This window comes from Arthrobacter celericrescens, from assembly GCF_003614925.1.
Classification (GTDB): Bacteria; Actinomycetota; Actinomycetes; order Actinomycetales; family Micrococcaceae; genus Arthrobacter; species Arthrobacter celericrescens.
Genome location: NZ_QYLP01000033.1, coordinates 47,086 through 67,918, shown reverse-complemented (window position 1 = coordinate 67,918; position 20,833 = coordinate 47,086). Strand labels below are relative to the sequence as shown.

Genomic DNA, 20,833 nt, shown 5'->3' with positions numbered 1-20,833 from the left:
GTCTATGAGGCGGCAAACCGGGCGGCAAGCGATTGCCAAAAGTTGCCATAACTGCTGTAATTGCCGCATAACTTGGGTCCCCCACTCCCGGAACGGGGCGCGGAGACCAGTCGAAAGGGACTCGATCATGGCAGATTCGGCGACCAGCGCCAGTCGCCCCGCGGGGGCGCCACCCACCATCCGGGACGTCGCGGAGATGGCGGGAGTGGCAACGTCCACGGTTTCCCGGGCGCTCTCGAATCCGGGCCGGGTCAACCGGGTTACGCGGGAACGAATCGAAGAGGCGGCCGCCGCCCTGAACTATGTGCCGAGTTCCCAGGCCCGCGGACTGAGTTCGGGACGAACCAATGCCATCGCCGTCCTTGTCCCCGACGTCACAAACCCCTTCTACTTCGACATCATCCGGGGAACGCAGAACCAGCTGAAGGCGGCCGGCTACACGCAGCTGCTCGTGGACACCGAAGAGTCGGCCGAGATGGAAGCCGACACCCTGCGAAAGATGCAACGCACTGCCGATGGATTCATCCTCGCCGCGTCCCGCCTCACCGACGCGCAGCTTGCCGACGCCGCATCGTCGCAGGCCATCGTGGCCATCAACCGCTCATCGGCGAACGCCCCTGCCGTCGTGATTGATACCCCCGGCGCGGTGGTCCAGGCACTTGAACACCTGTCGTCGCTCGGCCATTCGAAAATCTGCTTCGTGGGCGGACCCGCCTCCTCGTGGTCCAACGCCACCCGGTGGAAGACCTTTGAGGAGGCAAGCCAGGAACGCGGGCTGACAACGTTCCGCGTCGGCCCCTTCGCCCCGAAGACCACCTCGGGAGCCGCCGCCGCCGACGCTGCCGCCAGGACCGGCGCCACTGCCTGCATCGTCTTCAACGACCTGATTGCGATCGGAATGCTGCAGCGGCTCCGGGAACGGGGCATCCGCGTGCCGGAAGACATGAGCATCGTCGGCTGTGACGACATCTTCGGGGCCGACTTCTGCAATCCCCCGCTGACCACCATCTCCTCCCCCATCGAACAGGCCGGCAGGGTGGCCGTCTCCATGCTTCTGGCCCAACTCGATCCGCTGCAGGCCGCTTCAACCCGCCGGCTTGCGGTCATGCCCACGCACCTCACCGTCCGCGCGTCGACGGGGCCTGTCGCGTAGCTTCGCTCCCCGCAAGCCCCCCGCGAGCCCCACACGCGCCCGCAATGCACCCGCGCCACAGTTGAGCCCGGCCGACGCGGCTGGCTAGTCTTGGATTCATGCGCAAACTCCAGGCGAAGATCATCGAGGAAATGGGCGTCCAGCCCCGGATCGACCCTGCCGAGGAGGTGCGCAGGCGCGTCACGTTCCTGAAGGAATACCTCAAGGCCACCCACACCAAAGGCTTCGTGCTGGGGATCTCCGGCGGCCTCGATTCCTCCCTGGCCGGGCGCCTGGCCCAGTTGGCCGTCGAGGAACTCGAGAGCGAAGGCGTGGAGGCCAATTTCGTGGCCGTCCGCCTGCCGTACGGCACGCAGCATGACGAAGACGACGCCCAGGCAGCGCTGGACTTCATCCAGGCCAAGACCGAGTGGACCTTCAACATCTCCGCTGGCGTGGACGGCGTGGAGGACGAGTTCGAGAAGACCACCGGCGCCGCGATCTCCGACTTCCACAAAGGCAACACCAAGGCCCGCATCCGCATGGTGGCGCAGTACGCCCTGGCCGGCGAACACAACTACCTGGTGATCGGCACGGACCACGGCGCGGAGTCCGTTACGGGCTTCTTCACCAAGTTCGGCGACGGCGGCGCGGACATCCTGCCGCTGTTCGGCCTCAACAAGCGCCAGAACCGGGCCCTCCTCGCGGAGCTGGGTGCCCCCGCCCGGGTCTGGGAGAAGGTCCCGACGGCGGACCTGCTGGACGGCCAGCCCGGCCGCACCGACGAGGACGAGCTCGGCCTGAGCTACGACCAGATCGACGACTACCTCGAGGGCCGCGAAGTCCCGGAGGGCGTCGCGAAGATCATCGAGGACAAGTACCTGCGCACCCGCCACAAGAGGACCGTCCCGGTCACCATCTTCGACAACTGGTGGAAGTAGCCGTCAGCCCAGGTCCTGGCCGGCAGCCTCCTGCACGGTGGCCGGACGTCCACTCGTGAGTGAATCGACCGCCGCTGCCAGCAGGGAGCGTGCATGGTCCGTGGAGACGAACCCGCTGAGCCACCGGCCGGAGATCCCTTCCACCAGGCAGGTAAGGATCTCGGCGGTGGCTGCCGCTTCGTCTTCACCGGCCCCGTGGCCGGCGGCGACGAGGGCCCGGGCGATTTCACGGTTCCATTCCTCGGTTGTCCGCGAGAGCGGTTCACTCAGGTCCTGTTCAAAGACTGAGCACGCCCGGAGTTCGTTCCACGCCACCGAGTTCCGCCTGACATCCGGGTCGTCCTTGATTTCGTCGAGGAGCAAGTGGCGCAGGTGCCTGTCGCCGTCCGCGGCTGCCGGTGAGGCAGGGGAGTCGTCCTTGCCGACCTGCTTGTTGATGTAGTCAAGGGTCGCGGCGAGCAGTCCGGCACGGTCGGTGAAGTGGTAGTACAGCAAGCCGGACGAAACACCGGCTTCCTTTGCTACGTCGTTGACCCGCAATCCCCGCACCCCGTTCCTGGCGATGCAGGTGGTGGCGGCAGTGAGGATCTTGCCCAGTTTGTCAGTCATGGTTCGACAGTAATACGTGCTCCGTTGCCGTGGAGCGTGGGAGCCTCTGCGGCTCCGGCCAGAACCGGACGGCAGCCAGGTAGCCGACGGCTCCGATGGCCGTGGAGCCGAGGAAACTGAGGTCGATGCCGCCGGCCAGCTGCGAGAGGGGGCCCGTGTAGAGGGACGTGTCCGTCGCCAGCACGCCAAACAGCGATCCGATGGCCCACGGGATCACTGCACGGAGATTCCAGCCGCGGGTGCTCCAGTAGCGGCCGGACGAAGCGTTGGCACGGAAAAGCTGCAGATCCCGTGGACTGTACTTGCCGCGCCGCACCGCCAGGAAACCCAGGACATTGATTGCCACCCAGGGTCCAGCGAATCCGTTGAGTACCAGCGTCATGGCGGTGATGGAGTCGACGGCGTTGAAGACGAAGACGCCGAGGTACAGCAGCCCGACGGCTGCCGCCGAGGTGATGAGCGTGGTGTGGACACGACGGAGCCGGGGAAAGAGCGCTTCCAGGTCCAGTCCGCTGGCGTACAGGTTGAGCACGCCCTGCCCGAGCCCGCCTGCCAGGGCGATGACAAGGATCGGCAGCAGATACCAGGCCGGCGCGGAACGGACCAGGTCCGCTACGTAGGAGCCGCCCAGTTCCGGGATGGCCGCGGCCGTGAAGGCGCCGAAGAATGCCGTGACAAAGAGGCCCAGGAACACCCCGAGGCAGGTGGCGGCAACCACGGAGCGGTCCGAGTGGAGTTTCCGCGAGATGCGCCGGCTGTAGTCTCCCAGCGTGGGCGCATAGGACAACGGGCCGCCCACGGAGATGACGGCGGACAGGATCCACGTCGGCCAGAAGTCGCCCAGCAGGTAGTCCGCCTGCACGGAGGTGGGGCTGAACGTGGGGGCGAAGGCAACCACCCCCATGATCAGGAGAACGCCGACCACCGGGGCCACGAACTTCTGCATCGCCACCACGGTCCCGTGGCCGAATAGTGCCACCAGGATGATTTCCGCGGAAATGACGGCGTAGCCGATGGCCAGGGTGGTGCCGTCAACAGGCGTTCCCAGCAGCCTCTCGGCGGCAGCCACCAGCGCGTCGCCCGAAGTCCAGACCGCGATGGCCGCGTAGGCCAGGGCGAAGAGCAGGGTGAGGCCGGATCCGATCAGCCGGCCGCGTGTGCCGAAATGCGCGGCGCTGGAAACGGTGTTGTTGGTGCCGGTCCGCGGCCCCAGCAGGGCCATCGGCGCAATAAGGACCGTCCCGACGATGAGGCCGGTGAGGCTGGCCGTCACGGCGCCAACGAAGTCCAGTCCGAAGGTGATGGGGAGCCATCCGAAAACGATGACGGAGAAAGCGAAGTTTCCCCCGAAAAATACAGTGAAGAGGTTCCGGGGGCGGGAGGTGCGTTCTCCGTCCGGAATGAACTCAATGCCGACTGTCTCGATACTGCCGAAGCGGTCCTTGTGCTGGGACACGGCACCGGCGGGACCCGCGTCTTTGCGGAAGCGCGTGCTCATCATCTCAAGCCTTTCGTGAACTGCATCACCATGATGCAACGCATCCAAGATACGCTTTGACTGAATTTTCAGTCAAGACTGCCGATGGCGATTGCGGACACCCGCGCGGGTCCGCGGCCAAATCTTCCGGCCCTCAGGCGAGGAAGCCGCGCAAGAGGGATGCGGTGCCCTCCAAGTGCTCCACGGTGACCCGTTCCGCCGTGACTGCGTCTCCCTTGAGGATGGCCTCCGCGATTTCCACATGCTGTTCATTGGCGTGTTCGAGGTTTGTGCCCAGGCGAGGAATGCGGTCCAGCAGATCGTTGAGCCGTGCGCGCGTCTCCGCCACGGCACCCACCAGGCTGGCCGATCCGGACAGCTCGGCGATGGCGATGTGGAACCTGGCGTCCCTCGGACGGTAGGTTTCCGGCGTCGCGCTCATCAATTCCGAGAGGCACTGCTGCAGATGTTGCCGCGCAGCGGCAGTCAGTGCAGCCTTTGCCGACAGTGCCGCGGCCGCGGGCTCGATGATTCCCCGGAACAAGAGCACGTCTTCGACCTCCGCGCGTTCCAGCGGGCGGCTCTCCGTGGGGCGCTGAACGGCCGAACTTGAGACGTAGGTGCCGCCGTAGCGACCCCGCTGGACTTCCAAGTAGCCGGCATTTTGCAGTTCCCCCAAGGCGTCCCTCAGCGTGGCCCGGGAGACCCCAAGCCGCTCCGCGAGTTCGCGCTCGGGTGGAAGCTTCTCCGCCGGCGCGAAGATCCCCAGCTTGATGGTCTGCAGAAGGTGTTCGATGGTCTCTTCGAAGGCGTTTCCACCGCGCACCGGGCGCAGCACGGAATACGAAGGGCCGAACGGAGAGTCCTGCACGGCGGAGCCTCCCCTTCACTAGGGCCGGAAGCCGGGGCTGTCGATGTTGGACCCATCCTATCCGCGCCTCGCTCAATGGTCACGTAGTCGACCATTCTTCAGCGCCAATCTTTCTCATCAGGCATCTTTTTCGCCAGAATGCTTGACCATGGCACAGATCACCTCCAAACTGTGATGCAGCTCTTGGACTAAAAACAGTCCTTTAGAACGTGCGCACTTCAGAATTTCCCACTGCATTCCTCCCCTCTTAGGAAGACACATGGAAACAACAGACACAGCACGCAACGACGATGCCTATTTGCAGCACCGCAGGCTGAACCGCGGCGCCGCCGGTTGGGTGCTCCTTGCCGGCCTGGGCGTTGCCTATGTCATTTCCGGCGACTTCGCCGGCTGGAACCTCGGACTTGCCCAAGGGGGCTGGGGCGGGTTGTTGATCGCCTTTGTCCTGATGGGCGTCATGTACACCTGCATGGTCTTCGGCCTCGCCGAACTTTCCTCGACCCTCCCGACGGCGGGAGCGGGCTATGCGTTCGCCCGCCGGGCCCTGGGTCCCCTCGGCGGATTCGCCACCGGCATGGCCGTGTTGATTGAGTACGCGGTGGCGCCTGCTGCCATTGCCACATTCATCGGCGGCTACGTTGAAGCACTGGGCCTCTTCGGCCTCACCAACTCCTGGCCCGTCTACTTGGTCACGTACGCCATCTTCATCGGCATCCATCTGCGGGGCGTGGGTGAGGCGCTCAAGCTCATGTTCGCCATCACGGCAGTGGCCACGGCCGCCCTGTTCGCGGCCGCCGTCGGGCTCGCTCCCAAGTTCGATCCGGCCAGGCTGTTCGATATTGTTCCCGACGGCTCCGCCGGATCCAGCGCGTTCCTTCCGATGGGAATCAGCGGCATCCTTGCGGCACTGGTCTACGGAATCTGGTTCTTCCTCGCCGTCGAAGGTGTTCCCCTGGCGGCCGAAGAGACCTCAAACCCGAAACGGGACATGCCGCGGGGCATCATCGTCGCAGTACTGATCCTGGTAATTTTCGGAGCGTTGATGCTCGTCCTCGTGCCCGGGGCCGCAGGAGCCAATGCCATGAGCGCTTCGGACAACCCGCTGCCGGAAGCATTGCGCATCGCCTACGGAGGCAATACACCCCTGGCTGACTTCATCAACTACGCAGGCCTCGCAGGGCTGGTGGCCAGCTTCTTCTCCATCATCTTCGCCTACTCGCGCCAGCTGTTCGCGCTCTCCCGCGCCGGCTACCTGCCCCGCTGGATGTCCCTCACCGGCAAGCGCCGCACGCCGTACTGGGCGCTGATCGTGCCCGGAACCATCGGCTTCCTGCTGGCAGCGACCACCCAGGACGGCGCCTTGCTGATCAACATCGCAGTCTTCGGAGCCACCGTTTCCTACGTCCTGTTGAACCTCTCGCACATCGTGCTGCGCAAGAAGGAACCGTCCCTGGAGCGCGGCTACCGGACGCCCGGGGGCGTCGTCACCACCTCGATCGCGTTGGTGCTGTCCGCCGTGGCAGTTGTGGCGACCTTCGTCGTCGACGTCTTCGCTGCATCCATCACCGCCGGCATCTTCGCCGCCGCCCTGCTCTATTACTGGTTCTACAGCCGGCACCGCATCGTCGCCGGCGCCCCCGAGGAAGAGTTCGCCCGACTGGCCCGCGCCGAAGCCGAACTCAAGTCCTAGCCCCAGATTCCACTCCATCCGAAACCACGTTGCGGAGACAGAATGAACATCCAAGATACACACCGGCAGTTGACGCTTGAGACCCTCAGGGAACTGGTGGCAAGCGGCGAGATCGACACCGTAGTCGTAGCCATCACCGATGCCCTGGGCCGGCTCCAAGGCAAACGCTGCGGCGCACGTTCCTTCCTCGAAGACGTGCTGGACCACGGCGCCGAAGGCTGCAACTACCTGCTGGCCGTGGATGTCGAAATGAACACTGTTGACGGCTACGCCATGTCCTCGTGGGAAACAGGCTACGGCGACATGGTGATGAAGCCGGACCTGGCAACCCTTCGCCGCGTTCCTTGGCTCGAAGGCACTGCGATGGTGCAGTGCGATGTGCTCTGGACCGACGGTTCCCCGGTGGCGGCGTCCCCGCGGCAGGTCCTGAAGGCCCAGCTCGAGCGCCTCGAAAAGCTTGGATACCGCGCCCACATCGGCACCGAGCTGGAGTTCATCATGTTCGACGACTCCTATTCCCAAGCCTGGGACAAGGGCTACACCGGCCTCACTCCGGCCACCCAGTACAACGTGGACTACTCCCTCCTGGCCACGTCCCGCCTGGAACCGGTGATCCGCTCCATCAGGAACAACATGGAGGCCGCCGGCCTGGTGGTGGAATCCTCCAAGGGCGAGTGCAACCTGGGCCAGCAGGAAATCACCTTCCGCTACGACGAAGCCCTGGCCGCGTGCGACAAACATAGCTTCTACAAGAACGGCGCCAAGGAAATCGCGGACCAGCACGGCAAGAGCATCACGTTCATGTCCAAGTTCAACGAGCGCGAAGGCAACTCCTGCCACATCCACATCAGCCTCACGGACCTTGACGGAAACGCAGTGCTGCCGGGCGACGGTGACCACGGATTCAGTCCCGTCATGGAGCGGTTCATCGCTGGCCAGCTGGCGGCGCTGCGCGAACTGACCTACTTCCTGGCCCCCAACATCAACTCCTACAAGAGGTACGTCGAGGGCAGTTTCGCGCCCACAGCCATCGCCTGGGGGCTGGACAACCGGAGCTGCGCCTTGCGGGTGGTGGGGCACGGACCCGGCCTGCGCACCGAAAACCGCGTGGGCGGAGGCGACGTGAACCCGTACCTCGCGGCAGCTGCCCTGGTGGCGGCCGTTATCCACGGCCTGGAAAACGACCTTCCGCTTCCGGCCATCACCAAGGGAAACGCCTACGACTCCGGCGCCGAGCGGCTGCCCACGACGCTGCGCGACGCCCGCGCCCTGCTGGCGGAGAGCAGCATCGCCCGCAAAGCCTTCGGCGACGACGTTGTGGACCACTACGTCCACGCGGCCGGCGTGGAACTCGCCGCCTTCGAAGGCGCCATCACAGATTGGGAGCGTGTCCGTGGCTTCGAACGTCTCTAGCGCCTACCGTCCGAAAATTGCACTGACCAGCTACTACCAGGAAGCGTCCTGGGGAGTCTGGAAGGAGGCGGCCGCGATCCTGCCGGGCACCTACGTCGAGGCCGTCGTCGCCGCCGGCGGGACGCCGCTCCTGCTGCCGCCGGTGGGGACCGACGAATCGGTGCTGGACCTGGTGGACGGGTTGATCGTGGTGGGCGGTCCCGACGTCGACCCCTCCCTTTACGGGGCAGAGCCGCATCCGCTCACCGCACCGCAGCCGCTGCGGGATGCGCACGATGCAGCGCTCACCCGCGCGGCCCTGGAACGCGGCCTGCCGCTGTTCTCGATCTGCCGCGGGGCCCAGTTGCTCAGCGTGGCCTTGGGCGGTTCGTTGGTGCAGCACATCCCGGACATCAATCCAGGCGCCAACTACCAGCCGGCGCCCGGAGTGTTCGGTGAAGCCGCCTTCAGCACCGAGGCAGGCAGCCTGATCGAAGGCCTGCTGGGGTCCTCCGGAACAGCGCCCTGCTACCACCACCAGGCGGTGGATGCCGTTCCCGCGGAACTCCGGGTCACGGCCCGTTCCGCCGACGGAACCATCCAAGCGCTCGAAAGCAAGGACGAGCGTTGGGTGCTCGGCGTGCAGTTCCATCCGGAGCAGAACCCGCAGGACCTTCGGCTCTTCCACGGCTTCGTGGCGGCGGCCGCCGCCTACCGCGCCGAACGCCCGTTGACCATCACCGAGACCACGAAAGCGATGTCCACACCATGACCGCCACTGTCTTTGACGTCATCAATCCGGCCACAGAAGAGGTGATTGAGTCGGTGCCGCTGGCCGGCGCCAGCGAAGTCGACGCAGCGATCGCCCGGGCCGCCGCCGCTTATGAAAGCTGGCGGCTGGTTGCCCCGGCGGACCGGGCCCTGCTGCTGCGCCGCTTCGCCGCCGCCGTCGACGCCGACCTCGAAGACCTGGCGCAGCTGGAAGTCAGGAACGCCGGCCACACCATAGGAAATGCGCGCTGGGAAGCCGGCAACGTCCGGGACGTGCTGCAGTACTACTCGGCGGCGCCGGAACGCAACTTCGGCAAGCAAATCCCGGTGGCGGGGGGCGTGGACGTCACCTTCCAAGAGCCGCTGGGCGTGGTAGGCGTGATCGTCCCCTGGAACTTCCCCATGCCGATCGCCGGCTGGGGGTTCGCCCCCGCGCTTGCTGCCGGGAACACCGTTGTCCTCAAGCCAGCCGAGGTAACCCCGCTAACGGCGATCCGGCTGGCTGAACTGGCTTTGGAAGCCGGCATCCCCGAGGGCGTCTTCCAAGTGATCCCCGGCAAAGGTTCCGTGGTGGGCCAACGCTTCGTCACCCACCCGGCGGTGCGGAAGGTCGTTTTCACCGGTTCCACCGGCGTGGGAAAGCAGATCATGGCCGGCTGCGCCGAGCAGGTAAAGCGGGTGACCCTGGAACTGGGCGGCAAGAGCTCGAACATCATCTTCGAGGACGCGGACCTGGAACTGGCCGCGGCGGCCACTCCCGGCGGCGCCTTCGACAACGCCGGCCAGGATTGCTGCTCCCGTTCCCGCGTCCTGGTGCAGCGCAGCGTGTACGAGCGCTTCATGGAACTGCTCGAACCGGCGGTGCTCGGCATGGCGGTGGGCGATCCCTCGGATGAGGCCACCGCCATGGGGCCGCTGATTTCGGCCCAGCAGCGCGAAACGGTTTCCTCGTTTGTTCCCGACGGCGCCCCGGTCGCCTTCCAGGGGAAAGCCCCGGAAGGCGCGGGGTTCTGGTTCCCGCCCACCGTCCTCACCCCGGGCCTGGACTCCCCCGCGTTCCGGGAGGAAATCTTCGGACCGGTGCTCGCCGTCGTTCCTTTCGACGACGAAGCCGAGGCCATCCGGATCGCAAACAACACCGAGTACGGGCTCTCCGGGTCCATCTGGACGTCCAAGGTGGACCGGGCGCTGCGGGTGGCCCGCGGCGTCGAATCCGGGAACCTGTCCGTCAACTCGCATTCCTCGGTCCGGTACTCCACGCCGTTCGGCGGCTTCAAGCAGTCGGGCCTGGGACGCGAACTCGGACCGGATGCGCTGGCCGCCTTCACCGAAACCAAGAACGTCTTCATCTCCACCACCCCGGCCTGAGCCGGACACCCCGAGCAAACACACAAGAACAAGGAGCCCACCATGAACGCAGTCATCTCCAACCGCCTCGAAGGCCGCAGCGCCGTCATCACCGGCGGCGCAAGCGGCATCGGACTAGCCACCGCACGCCGCATGGCCGCAGAAGGCGCCAAGGTCGTCATCGCAGACATCGATCCCACCACCGGCGAAGCCGCCGCTGCGGAGGTCGGCGGCCTGTTCGTCAAGGTCGACGTCACCAGCGAAGAAGAGGTCCGCAACCTCTTCGCCCAGACCAAAGAGACCTACGGCAGCGTTGACATCGCTTTCAACAACGCCGGCATCTCCCCGGCGGACGATGCATCGATCCTGGATACCGGCATTGATGCCTGGCGCCGCGTCCAGGAAGTCAACCTGACATCGGTCTACTACTGCTGCAAGTACGCCCTCCCGTACATGCAGGAGCAGGGCAAGGGATCCATCATCAACACGGCGTCCTTCGTTGCCGTCATGGGTGCCGCCACTTCGCAGATCTCCTACAGCGCTTCCAAGGGCGGCGTTCTGTCGATGAGCCGGGAACTCGGCGTCGAATTCGCCCGCCAGGGCATCCGCATCAACGCCCTGTGCCCCGGACCGGTCAACACCCCGCTGCTCAAGGAACTCTTCGCGAAGGACCCGGAGAAGGCCGCCCGCCGCCTGGTCCATGTGCCGATGGGCCGCTTCGCCGAGCCAGAGGAGCTGGCTGCGGCCGTCGCGTTCCTGGCGAGCGATGATTCGTCCTTCATCACGGCCTCGACCTTCCTGGTGGACGGCGGTATCTCGGCGGCGTACGTAACCCCGCTGTCCTGACCGTGCTGCCCAGTCTCCGGCCGCTGTTTCCCTCCCGGTGGAAACAGCGGCCGGCCCCCTTCTGGCGCCGCCCCGGAGGGCGTAGGGTCGTGCTTGGCTGACAAACCGTAGCCGCCGGCGGACCACCCGATGCCGGCAGCCCCGCCGTGAAGGAGCCGCCATGGCTGGATGGAACGCCGATACCGCCGCCGGTCCGCTGGGCGCCTCCGTCACGCTCGTGGACGGCGCGAACTTCTGCATTTCCGGCCTGGCCGGGGACATCTATTCGGGCCGGCCGCACGGCGTCTTCCACGCCGACACCCGGATCATTTCCCGCTGGCGTCTCACGGTCAACGACGTGACCCTTGAGCCCTTGGCTGCCCGGAACCTCGAACCGTACCGGGGCGTGTTCATCGGGCGTCCGGGCCGGCTCGCGGGGCGGGCGGACAGCCCGCTGATCGTCGAGCGCCGGCGGGAGGCCGGCGTCGGGATGGAAGAGCGCATCACCGTGCACAACCATTCGCGCGAACCGGCGGTGTGCAACCTCGAACTCACCATGGACGCGGACTTCGCCGACCTTTTCGAGGTGAAGGACGCCCGGATCACCCGCTTCTGGGAGCAGCAGCGGCGGGTGGAAGGCGATTCCCTCGTCATCGAAGGCGCATGGCGCGGCGCCCGCAAGGGCGTCGCCATCCACGCCCCGGACGCCGCTGTCCGCCACGAAGGCCTGGGATACACGCTGGTGGTCCCGGCGCACGGCAGTTGGAGCGTGACCGTCACCGTGTCCCCGCTGCCCGACGGCGGCGGGCCCGCCGGGTCTTTCCAGCGCCTGCCGTTCCGCCACCTGAGTTCGGCCGAGTCCCCCGCGGAACTGCGGCGCCAGGAGTGGATCCGGAAGATCCCGGCCCCGGAAATCGGCAATCCGTCCTTCGCCAAGACACTGCAGCGCAGCCAGGAGGACATCGGCGCGCTGCAGATCGAAGACCCTGAGCGGCCGGACCGCACGGTGATGGCGGCCGGGGCGCCGTGGTTCATGGCGCTCTTCGGCCGGGACGCCCTGCTCTCCTCCTTCATGTCGTTGACCTTGGATCCCACCCTGGTCCTGGACACCATGTGGAACCTGGCCGAACGGCAGGGCACCAAGGTGGACCCGCTCACCGAGGAGCAGCCCGGACGGATCCTGCACGAGGTGCGCCCGGGCATCGGGACCACCCTGGCCCTGGGCGGGAAGTCCGCTTACTACGGCTCCATCGATGCCACCCCGCTGTTCGTCGGCCTCCTGGGTGAGGCGAGCCGGTGGGGCCTGGACCGGGAGCAAATGACAGCGCTCCTGCCCTACGCGGACCGTGCCCTGGACTGGATCCGGGATTACGGCGACCGTGACGGCGACGGCTTCGTGGAGTACCAGCGGCTCAACGACCAGGGCCTGGTGAACCAGGGCTGGAAGGACTCCTGGGACGGCATCAACTTCGCGGACGGCCGCCTGGCCGAGCCGCCCATCGCCCTGTGCGAGGTCCAGGGCTATGTGTACAGCGCCTACACCGCACGGGCCTGGCTGGCGTACGACGCCGGCGACCTCGCCCTGGCGCGCGAGTACCGCGAGCGCGCTGCCGAGCTGAAACGGAAGTTCAACGAGCAGTTCTGGCTGCCGGACCGCGGCTACTACGCCATCGCCCTGGACCGGGACAAGAGGCCCGTGGACGCCTGCGCTTCGAACATGGGCCAGTGCCTGATCAGCAGCCTCATCGACGAGGACAAGGCGCCGCTGATGGTCAAGAAGCTGATGTCGCCGGAGATGTTCAGCGGTTGGGGCATCCGCACCCTGGCAACCGACATGGGAGCCTACAACCCCGCCAGCTACCACAACGGCTCGGTGTGGCCGCACGACAATGCCCTGATCGCCACCGGCCTCATGCGCTACGGCTTCGTGGCCGAGGCGCAGCGGGTGGCGATGGCCATGTTCGAGGCCGCGGAGTACACGGACCACCGGCTGCCGGAGCTCTTCTGCGGCTTCGACCGTGCCGACTACCCGGAACCGGTGCCGTATCCGACGTCGTGCTCGCCGCAGGCCTGGGCCGCCGCCGCCCCGGTGCAGCTGCTGCGCGTGCTGCTGCGGCACGATCCGCACGTGGCCCTCAACGGGCTCTGGCTGGACCCCGTCCTGCCGCCCGAAATGGGCGACGTCCGGATCAGCAACTGCCCCCTCGGCGACGCCCGGATGACCATCACGGTGAAAGACAATGTGGCAACGGTGGACGGTCTCCCGCCGGGCATTACCCTGCACCACGGATCCAGGCCCGTGCTGGCGGAACTGGTGGAACTCGCCGAAAAGCTCAGTCCCGCCCCGTAAACCACAGGAGCCCCTATGCGGATTGGCCTGATCGCACCGCCCTGGGTCCCGGTCCCGCCCACCGCCTACGGCGGAACCGAGGCCGTGGTCCACGCCCTCGCCACCGGCCTCACGGCCGCGGGGCACAGCGTGGTCCTCGCCGCGTCCTCGGACAGCAGCTCCCCGGTGGAACGGCCCGGCGGCTTCTCCCCCGCCATGCGTTCCGCGATGGGCCAGAGTATGTCCGAACTGCCCCACGTGATCCGGGCGTACGAGGCCCTGGCTGGAGTCGACGTGATCCACGACCACACGCTGACCGGTCCCCTGTACCGGCACCGCCCGCCGGGCGTTCCGGTGGTCTGCACCATGCACACGGTGATGACCCCGGAATTGCGCAGCGTGTACCGGATGATGGCGCGCGATACCGCCTTGGTGGCCATTTCCCGGGACCAGGCCGCCGCGGCGCCGGAGGTGCCGATCGCCAGGGTCATCCACCACGGCGTGGATCCGGAGGACTTCCCGTTCGGCGACGGCAGCGGCGGCTACGCCCTGTTCCTGGGCCGGATGGACCCGACCAAGGGCGTGGTGGAGGCGGTCATGGCGGCCCGTGCGGCGGGAATCCCGCTGAAGATCGCGGCCAAGATGAGCGCCCGGGCGGAGCTGGACTACTTCCGGGATGTCGTGGAGCCGCTGCTCGGCGGCGACGAGGAGTTCCTGGGCGAGCCGGATGCCGCGGGCAAGCTGGAGCTCCTCGGCGGGGCGCTGGCCCTGATCAACCCCCTGCAGTGGGACGAGCCCTTCGGGATGGTGATGATCGAAGCGCTTGCCGCCGGGACTCCGGTGGTGGCGGTGCCGCGGGGCGCCGCCCCGGAGATCGTCGACGACGGCGTCACGGGCTTCCTGAGGAACGGCACCGATGAACTGGGGCTGGCTTTGCGCGCGGCGGCCGGGCTGGACCGGCGGGACTGCCGGGCCGCCGTCGAGCGCCGCTTCAGCTCCGAACTGATGGCTCGCCGCCACGCCACCCTCTATGCGGAGCTGCTGACCGGCGAGCTGCGGCCGGTCCGGCCTTCCTAACGCTTGGATGTCCTAGTATATTTTGCAAGTGCGGGCCCCGGCTGCGGATGACCCGCGAAGCGAAAGGCACGCCATGACTGTCACCGAAGACTTCCGTGCGGCCCGCGACCGGCTCCTGGAGCTGCGCACGGACTATGCCCGGGCCCACGCTGAATTCCAATGGCCGCGCTTCGAGCACTTCAACTTCGCGCTCGACTGGTTCGACGCCATCGCCGCGGACCCGGACAAGGGCGGCAACCCGGCGCTGGTGATCGTGGAGCAGGACGGCAGCGCCACCAGGCGCAGCTTCGCGGAGCTCTCGGAGTCCTCCTCCCGCCTGGCCAACTGGCTGCGCGGCCAGGGCGTGCGGCGCGGGGACCGGATGGTCGTCATGCTCGGCAACCAGGTGGAACTCTGGGAACTGATGCTGGCCGGCATCAAACTGGGCCTGGTGATGATCCCCACCACCACCCTGATGGGTCCGCGGGACATCGCGGACCGGGTGGAACGCGGCGGCGCCCGCTGGGCCGCTGTCGGGAGCGCGAACATCGCCAAGTTCGCCGAAGTCCCCGGCGACTACACGCTGATCGAAGTGGGCATCGGCCACACGGAGGGAGCGCTGCGCTACGCCGACCATGCGACGGAAGCGGCGGAGTTCGTGCCGGACGGCCCCACCCGCGCCGACGAGACCATGCTCCTGTATTTCACCTCCGGCACCACCTCGCGCGCCAAGCTCGTGGAACACAGCCACGCCTCCTACCCGGTGGGCCACCTGTCCACGATGTACTGGATCGGCGTCGAGCCCGGGGACGTGCACCTGAACGTGGCCTCCCCCGGCTGGGCCAAGCACGCCTGGTCCAATGTGTTCACGCCGTGGATCGCCGAGGCCTGCGTGTTCGTCTACAACTACGAGCGCTTCGACGCCAAGGCCCTCATGGAACAGATGGACCGCGAGGGCGTCACCAGCTTCTGCGCCCCGCCCACGGTGTGGCGCATGCTCATCCAGGCGGACCTGACCCTGCTCAAGACCCCGCCCACCAAGGTCGTGTCCGCCGGCGAGCCGCTCAACGCCGAGGTGATCGGCCAAGTGGAACGCGCCTGGGGCCAGACCATCCGGGACGGCTTCGGCCAGACCGAATCGACGGTGCAGGTGGCCAACACCCCGGGCCAGCCGGTCAAGACCGGCTCCATGGGACGGCCGCTGCCCGGCTACGACGTAGTGCTGGTGGACCCCGCCACCGGTGAAGAGTCCGACGACGGCGAACTCTGCCTGCGCCTGGACCCCCGGCCCGTGGGACTGATGACCGCCTACTCCGGCGATCCGGAGAAGACCGCCGAGGCGTTCCGCGGCGGCTACTACCACACCGGCGACATGGCCAGCCGGGACGAAAACGGCGTCATCACCTACGTGGGCCGCGGCGATGACGTCTTCAAATCCTCCGATTACCGGCTCTCCCCCTTCGAACTCGAAAGCGTCCTGATCGAGCACCCCGCCGTGGCGGAGGCCGCGGTCGTCCCGTCCCCGGATCCGGTGAAGCTTTCGGTGCCGAAGGCCTTCGTGGTCCTGGCCCCCGGGTACAAGCCCGGGCCGCAGCTCGCGGAGGACATCCTGCGTTACTGCCGCGCACACCTGGCACCGTTCAAGCGGATCCGCCGCCTCGAGTTCGCCGAGCTGCCCAAGACTATTTCCGGCAAGATCCGCCGCGTGGAGCTGCGCCACAGCGAAGAGAAACGGCACGGCGAAGACGGCCGGCCGGGTGCCGGCCCGCTGCCGGCCGGTCTCGGCGTCGAATACTCCGAGGCCGAGTTCCCGGGCCTGAGGGACTGAGGCCGCCATGGGAACCCCGCTGCCGCGCGACCCGATCGCCGACGCCCGCCGCAACTGGGAGCGCCACGGCTGGAGCGAGGTGGCCGCACCGATGGCCGCCATCACCGCCATCATGCGCACGCAACAGATCCTCACGGCCCGGATCGAGTCGGTGCTCAAGCCCCTCGGACTGACCTTCGCGCGCTACGAACTGCTGGCCCTGCTCGGCTTCGCCCGCAGCGGCGCGCTGCCCATGAACAAGGCGAGCGCCCTGCTCCAGGTGCACCCCACCTCGGTGACGAACGCCGTCGACCGCTTGGAAAAGGCGGGACTGGTGGTCCGCTCACCGCACCCGACCGACGGGCGCACCACGCTGATCGAGCTCACCTCGGAGGGCCGCACCCTGGCAAAGCGGGCGACGACGGCCCTCAACGCGGAAGTGTTCGCCCAGTCGGGTTTTGAGGACGGCGACGTGGAGCAGCTGATCCAGGTGCTGGGCCGCTTCCGCAAGGCCGCGGGCGACTTCGAAGACTGAGGTTTCTCCCGGCGCGCTAGCGGGACGGATCCACCATGGTCATGCCGGCGGGCGATGCCTTGTCGAAGCCCGGCAGCATGGCGGCGGCCTCTTCGAGGCCGATGGTGCGTTCGATCAGCCGCTGCGGCTGCAGCGCTCCCTGTTCGATGAGCGCCATCATTCCGGGGTAGTCGACGGCGGCCATCCCGTGGCTGCCGAGCAGGTCGAGTTCCCAGGCGATCACCCGTGCCATGGGCACGCGGGTGTTGCCGTCGACCGCCGGCAACAGCCCGATCTGGACGTGCCGTCCGCGCCGCCGGAGGCTAAGGATCGCATCCGAGCACGTCTGCTCGCTGCCCACGGCATCGACGGCTACTTGGCTGCCGCCGTCGGTGATGCTGCTGACAGCCGCGGGAATATCGGTACCGTCCGCGAGCAGGACATGGTCGGCGCCCAGCCGGGAAGCTACGTCCAGCGCTCCGGGGTTCCGGTCCACCGCGATCACCCTGGCGCCCATCGCCTTGGCGATCATCACCGCGCTGAGCCCGACGCCGCCGGCACCGACCACAGTCACCCACTCGCCGTCCTTGACCTGCGCCCGCGCGCCGAGGGCACGGTAGGCCGTGGCGAAGCGGCAGCCCAGGCTGGCCGCGGTGGCAAAATCGATCTGTTCCGGGATGGCCACCAGGTTGGTGTCCGCGGCGTGCAGCATCACGTACTCGGCGAACGATCCCCAGTGGGTAAAGCCCGGCTGCTGTTGGTCCGGGCAGACCTGGGCGTCCCCGGCAAGGCACCATTCGCAGTGCCCGCAGCCGCAGACGAAGGGCACCGTGACCCGGTCACCGGTCTTCCAGCGCTCAACGCCGGGACCGGTCTCGACGATGACGCCGGCAAGTTCATGGCCCGGAACATGGGGCAGGGCGATGTCATCGTGGCCCGCCCACGCGTGCCAGTCGCTGCGGCACATCCCGGTCGCCATGACCTTGACCACCACTCCACCAGCCGGGGCTTCAGGCCGGGCCACGTCCCGCACATCGGGCTGGGCCCGGACGGCATCAAAGATCACTGCGCGCACGTTCCGACCCTAGCAAACGGCGGGTCGGCGGGAGGTTGTCGACTAACCGAATCCCGCCGCTCCGCCGAGCCGGATTCCCGGAATTCCCAGCGGAAAGCCGGGGCCGAGCAGTTCGCCGGAGGTCAGGACACCCACGGCCCTGCCCGAGTCCAACCGCCGCGCGGCCTCGGCGGCGATGACCGCCGTCGACTCCGTCCCGGAAGCCTCCACCCACCCCTCGGCAGCGGCACCGCCGCGGTTGCTTGCGCGCAGCCAGATCCGCGACGGCGTCCCAGCCGGTCCCGCCGCACGTTCCTGGCGGCGGTTCGGGAGCCGGAGCCCTGCCCGTGCCCAGTGCCGTGCCAGTGGAACTGCCAGCCGGGATAGCACGGGGCCGAGCCGGCTTGTGTAGTAGGCGGAGACATTCGGCACGCCGGTTGCATGGGCGACGGCGAAGACCTCGCCGCTGCCGATCGGGACGGCCGCGCGGGTGCCCTCGGGCAGGTCGAAGCTCAGGATCGTATCCGGCGCGCGCAGCAGCTGCCCCGCATCGTAGCTCCAACCGCCGGCCGCCAGCAGCGCGGAGGAGGTCCCGCGCACGCCGTCGCTACGGGTCCCGCCCGGGGCGGACCTGACGATGGTCACCGTGTCCGCGCCCGGCACCCTGCCGAGCACCCGGTGCGCAAGGGATTCGACGACGGCGGTGGCGAATCCAGCGCCGGGAACGACGGCGATGCCCGCCTGCCGGGCCGCCCGGTCGCGGTGCCACGCGTCGAGGAACACCGCGAGTTCGTTGGACACGTCAAGGTAGTGGCAGCCGCTGCGAAGACACGCTTCCATCAGGGCCGGCGCTGTCACGGCCATGGGGCCGGCGGTGTTGACGAGCACGCGGACTCCGCTCAGGATCTGCGCAAGGCGGGCGGGGTCGTCCACCGGAGAGCTCCGCCACGGAAGGTCAAGGGTTGCGGCCGCGGCGGCCGCTCTTCCCGAATCACGGCCCGCCACGAGGGTTTCGGCGCCGCCCACCTTGGCGGCGTGCGCAATCCGCAGGCCGACGGCCCCACAGCCATACACCATCAGAATCGAAACCACCTCCGCAAAGCCGTCGGCGCTGCAGCGCAATGCGCGGCTAGGCCACCCCCATTGGCTACACTTGTGCCTCATTATGGTGCAAAAAGCGGGACGGCCACGGAATGCAGACCTGGATGTCGCCCTGATCCGGGCAACGGAAGAACTGATCCTCGACAAAGGTTTCGGCGCACTGTCCGTCGAAGCCATCACGGCAAAGGCCGGAACCACCCGCCCGGCTTTCTACCGGCGCTTCGCCGGCATCCCCGAGCTCGTGCTTGCCCTGATGCTCGAGCACTTCCGCATCGATTTGGACGTCGAATTCGATACCGGAAACCTGCCCGCCGACCTTGAAGCAATCCAGCGGGACCAGGTGGCCCTTTTCGAGGATCCCCTGGTCAAATCCAGTTTCGCCGGATTCCTGAATTCCCTGCACGATAACGAGCAATTGCGTTGGGCATTCCTGGAGAAATTTTTTGCCCCGCGGCGGGCCGGAGTGGCTACAATCATCCGTAGGGCAGAAAACCGGGGAGAAATCCCGGAATACGCCGATGTTGAATGGATTTGCGACCTGATCACGGGCCCGCTCATAATGCGTATCCTGCTGCCAGGGCTCCTGCCGTTGGACGAAAAGTTAATTTCGAATACAGTTGCCAGCGCCCTCAGCGCGCTGGGCTATCGCTCATCTTAGGGGAGATGCTGCATGGATGGCCGGATAGCGCGGACGCTTGTCCATAAGACATCCGAAGATGCCGTATTGATCGGCCGTCCCCGCCATTTGCAAGGGCACCGCTGGGAATTCGACGCCGAACTCCCCCGGGATGCATCCGCGCAGGATTCCAGCGGGATTCCCACCCTCCTCGGGATCGAACTCATGCGCCAGACGGCGATCGCCTACACGCACCTGCAAGGCGGCGTACCCCTGGACTGGGCCCTGCTGATGAAGGAGCTCAGTTTCGGGTGGCTGCGGGACGTTCCGGAGGACCCGGGCGGCCCCCTTGCCGGCTGCGTCGCCGTCAGCACCGTGGCCGTCCAACAGCGGAACGGCCTGGTCAGCGGCCTCGAGCTGGAGGCCTGCTTCCTTTCCGGGGGCGTGCCGTTGGGCGCCGGCCGTGGCAGGCTGGGTTGTGTTTCGCGCACCGCGTACCGCGCGATCAGGAGGAACGCGCCCGCCGTGGACCGGACCGCGGCGGCCTCGCCCCATACCGGCCTGGCGGATATCCGCCGGCAGGGCGAGGAACTCCAGGCGGAACTGGTGTGGAACTGGGATGATCCGCTGGTCTTCGACCACTTCCCGGACCATTTGCCCGGCATCCTGCTGGCCCGGGGCATGCTGGACGCGCACCTCGCGCTCACCGGGTTCGACGCCGTGCAGATGGACATCGCCTGCGAAAACTTCGGTGAGTTCAATGCCTCCGCCCAGGTCCTGGCTTTCCGGTCGACGCCCGATGAAACGCGTATTTCGATCAGCCAGCTTGGGCGGACACTGGCCACCGGCCTATGCCGCGGATCGCGGCCCAATACGACGGCCCGGCCACTATTGACCCTGGACTCACCGGGCGCCTAAGATTCCGTTACGGAGCACATCGTAATTAATACTGGGGCAGGATCTTCCTGCAATTAGAGGATGGGGGATCCGCTATTCAAACGACAGTCGATCCGTATCCTCGAAAAAGTCCCAACGGCCTTCACGGTCTTTCTCGCGACAGCCTGTAGCGGATAAATCCCCGGACTGTCCTGCGCCTTCAGAATACTCTGCGCCTTCGGGCGCTCTTTCGGCGTCTCCTGGTTTTCCGGCCTGCATGTTTCGCGGCCGGCCTCCGGTAATTGCACAACAATTCCCGGCAGACTGCGCATCCCTTGCGCAGTATTTCATCGATCGATGCCTCTGTGCGGTGCGCTGGAACGCGATGACCGCCGCCAAAATCCAGATGGGGGGGTAAATCATGC

The 20,833-nt window shown here is 67.0% G+C and carries 18 protein-coding genes; 13 read left to right on the top strand and 5 right to left on the bottom strand.

Features of this window, described 5'->3' with window-relative positions; all coding sequences use genetic code 11:
* Window positions 1–127: 127 nt before the first annotated feature.
* Together D3654_RS08315 and nadE are read left to right on the top strand one after the other, a co-directional pair.
* Complete coding sequence (locus D3654_RS08315; RefSeq protein ID WP_120521030.1) at window positions 128–1,153, top strand: LacI family DNA-binding transcriptional regulator; 1,026 nt, start codon at window positions 128–130, stop codon at window positions 1,151–1,153.
* A 98-nt stretch (window positions 1,154–1,251) separates the two neighbouring features.
* Window positions 1,252–2,073 carry an ammonia-dependent NAD(+) synthetase gene (nadE, locus tag D3654_RS08310; protein WP_120521029.1) on the top strand — a complete coding sequence of 274 codons (822 nt, stop codon included), beginning with the start codon at window positions 1,252–1,254 and terminating at the stop codon, window positions 2,071–2,073.
* A 3-nt stretch (window positions 2,074–2,076) separates the two neighbouring features.
* Here the strand turns inward: nadE and D3654_RS08305 are convergent, their stop codons facing one another.
* From D3654_RS08305 to D3654_RS08295, 3 genes are all read right to left on the bottom strand, one after another.
* Window positions 2,077–2,682 carry a TetR/AcrR family transcriptional regulator gene (locus tag D3654_RS08305; RefSeq protein WP_120521028.1) on the bottom strand — a complete coding sequence of 202 codons (606 nt, stop codon included), beginning with the start codon at window positions 2,680–2,682 and terminating at the stop codon, window positions 2,077–2,079.
* On the bottom strand, window positions 2,675–4,180 hold the full coding sequence (locus D3654_RS08300) for a purine-cytosine permease family protein (RefSeq protein ID WP_205571760.1): 1,506 nt from the start codon (window positions 4,178–4,180) through the stop codon (window positions 2,675–2,677). Before D3654_RS08300 ends, D3654_RS08305 begins: the two co-directional genes overlap by 8 nt.
* A gap of 133 nt (window positions 4,181–4,313) precedes the next feature.
* Window positions 4,314–5,030 carry a FadR/GntR family transcriptional regulator gene (locus D3654_RS08295; protein ID WP_120521026.1) on the bottom strand — a complete coding sequence of 239 codons (717 nt, stop codon included), beginning with the start codon at window positions 5,028–5,030 and terminating at the stop codon, window positions 4,314–4,316.
* A 259-nt stretch (window positions 5,031–5,289) separates the two neighbouring features.
* On the opposite strand from D3654_RS08295, the gene eat reads away from it, so the two are divergent.
* The 9 genes from eat (at window position 5,290) to D3654_RS08250 (ending at window position 16,782) form a co-directional block, all read left to right on the top strand.
* Complete coding sequence (gene eat / locus D3654_RS08290) at window positions 5,290–6,720, top strand: ethanolamine permease (protein WP_120521025.1); 1,431 nt, start codon at window positions 5,290–5,292, stop codon at window positions 6,718–6,720.
* Window positions 6,721–6,762: 42 nt separating this feature from the next.
* Window positions 6,763–8,133 carry a glutamine synthetase family protein gene (locus tag D3654_RS08285; RefSeq protein ID WP_205571759.1) on the top strand — a complete coding sequence of 457 codons (1,371 nt, stop codon included), beginning with the start codon at window positions 6,763–6,765 and terminating at the stop codon, window positions 8,131–8,133.
* Window positions 8,114–8,884 (top strand): gamma-glutamyl-gamma-aminobutyrate hydrolase family protein, encoded by a 771-nt coding sequence (locus tag D3654_RS08280; protein WP_120521095.1) that lies wholly within the window; start codon window positions 8,114–8,116, stop codon window positions 8,882–8,884. The genes D3654_RS08285 and D3654_RS08280 overlap by 20 nt, the downstream gene beginning before the upstream one ends.
* Window positions 8,881–10,251 carry an aldehyde dehydrogenase family protein gene (locus tag D3654_RS08275; RefSeq protein ID WP_120521024.1) on the top strand — a complete coding sequence of 457 codons (1,371 nt, stop codon included), beginning with the start codon at window positions 8,881–8,883 and terminating at the stop codon, window positions 10,249–10,251. Before D3654_RS08280 ends, D3654_RS08275 begins: the two co-directional genes overlap by 4 nt.
* A gap of 42 nt (window positions 10,252–10,293) precedes the next feature.
* Window positions 10,294–11,076: a 3-oxoacyl-ACP reductase gene (locus D3654_RS08270; RefSeq protein ID WP_120521023.1), complete on the top strand. Its 783-nt coding sequence runs from the start codon at window positions 10,294–10,296 to the stop codon at window positions 11,074–11,076.
* 160 nt (window positions 11,077–11,236) lie between these two features.
* Window positions 11,237–13,405: an amylo-alpha-1,6-glucosidase gene (locus tag D3654_RS08265; RefSeq protein WP_120521022.1), complete on the top strand. Its 2,169-nt coding sequence runs from the start codon at window positions 11,237–11,239 to the stop codon at window positions 13,403–13,405.
* A gap of 15 nt (window positions 13,406–13,420) precedes the next feature.
* Complete coding sequence (locus D3654_RS08260; protein ID WP_120521021.1) at window positions 13,421–14,461, top strand: glycosyltransferase family 4 protein; 1,041 nt, start codon at window positions 13,421–13,423, stop codon at window positions 14,459–14,461.
* Window positions 14,462–14,534: 73 nt separating this feature from the next.
* Window positions 14,535–16,268 carry an AMP-binding protein gene (locus D3654_RS08255; RefSeq protein ID WP_120521020.1) on the top strand — a complete coding sequence of 578 codons (1,734 nt, stop codon included), beginning with the start codon at window positions 14,535–14,537 and terminating at the stop codon, window positions 16,266–16,268.
* A gap of 7 nt (window positions 16,269–16,275) precedes the next feature.
* Window positions 16,276–16,782 carry a MarR family winged helix-turn-helix transcriptional regulator gene (locus tag D3654_RS08250; RefSeq protein WP_120521019.1) on the top strand — a complete coding sequence of 169 codons (507 nt, stop codon included), beginning with the start codon at window positions 16,276–16,278 and terminating at the stop codon, window positions 16,780–16,782.
* A gap of 16 nt (window positions 16,783–16,798) precedes the next feature.
* Here D3654_RS08250 and D3654_RS08245 read toward each other — a convergent pair whose 3' ends face one another.
* A complete protein-coding gene (locus D3654_RS08245; protein ID WP_120521018.1) occupies window positions 16,799–17,836 on the bottom strand; it encodes a zinc-dependent alcohol dehydrogenase family protein in 1,038 nt (345 codons plus the stop codon).
* A gap of 42 nt (window positions 17,837–17,878) precedes the next feature.
* A complete protein-coding gene (locus D3654_RS08240) occupies window positions 17,879–18,907 on the bottom strand; it encodes a saccharopine dehydrogenase NADP-binding domain-containing protein (protein WP_162943683.1) in 1,029 nt (342 codons plus the stop codon).
* 73 nt (window positions 18,908–18,980) lie between these two features.
* Between D3654_RS08240 and D3654_RS08230 the strand changes: the two genes are divergently transcribed.
* Together D3654_RS08230 and D3654_RS08225 are read left to right on the top strand one after the other, a co-directional pair.
* Complete coding sequence (locus D3654_RS08230; RefSeq protein ID WP_162943682.1) at window positions 18,981–19,574, top strand: TetR/AcrR family transcriptional regulator; 594 nt, start codon at window positions 18,981–18,983, stop codon at window positions 19,572–19,574.
* Between the two features lie 12 nt (window positions 19,575–19,586).
* Complete coding sequence (locus D3654_RS08225) at window positions 19,587–20,450, top strand: AfsA-related hotdog domain-containing protein (protein WP_120521016.1); 864 nt, start codon at window positions 19,587–19,589, stop codon at window positions 20,448–20,450.
* Window positions 20,451–20,833 lie beyond the last annotated feature (383 nt).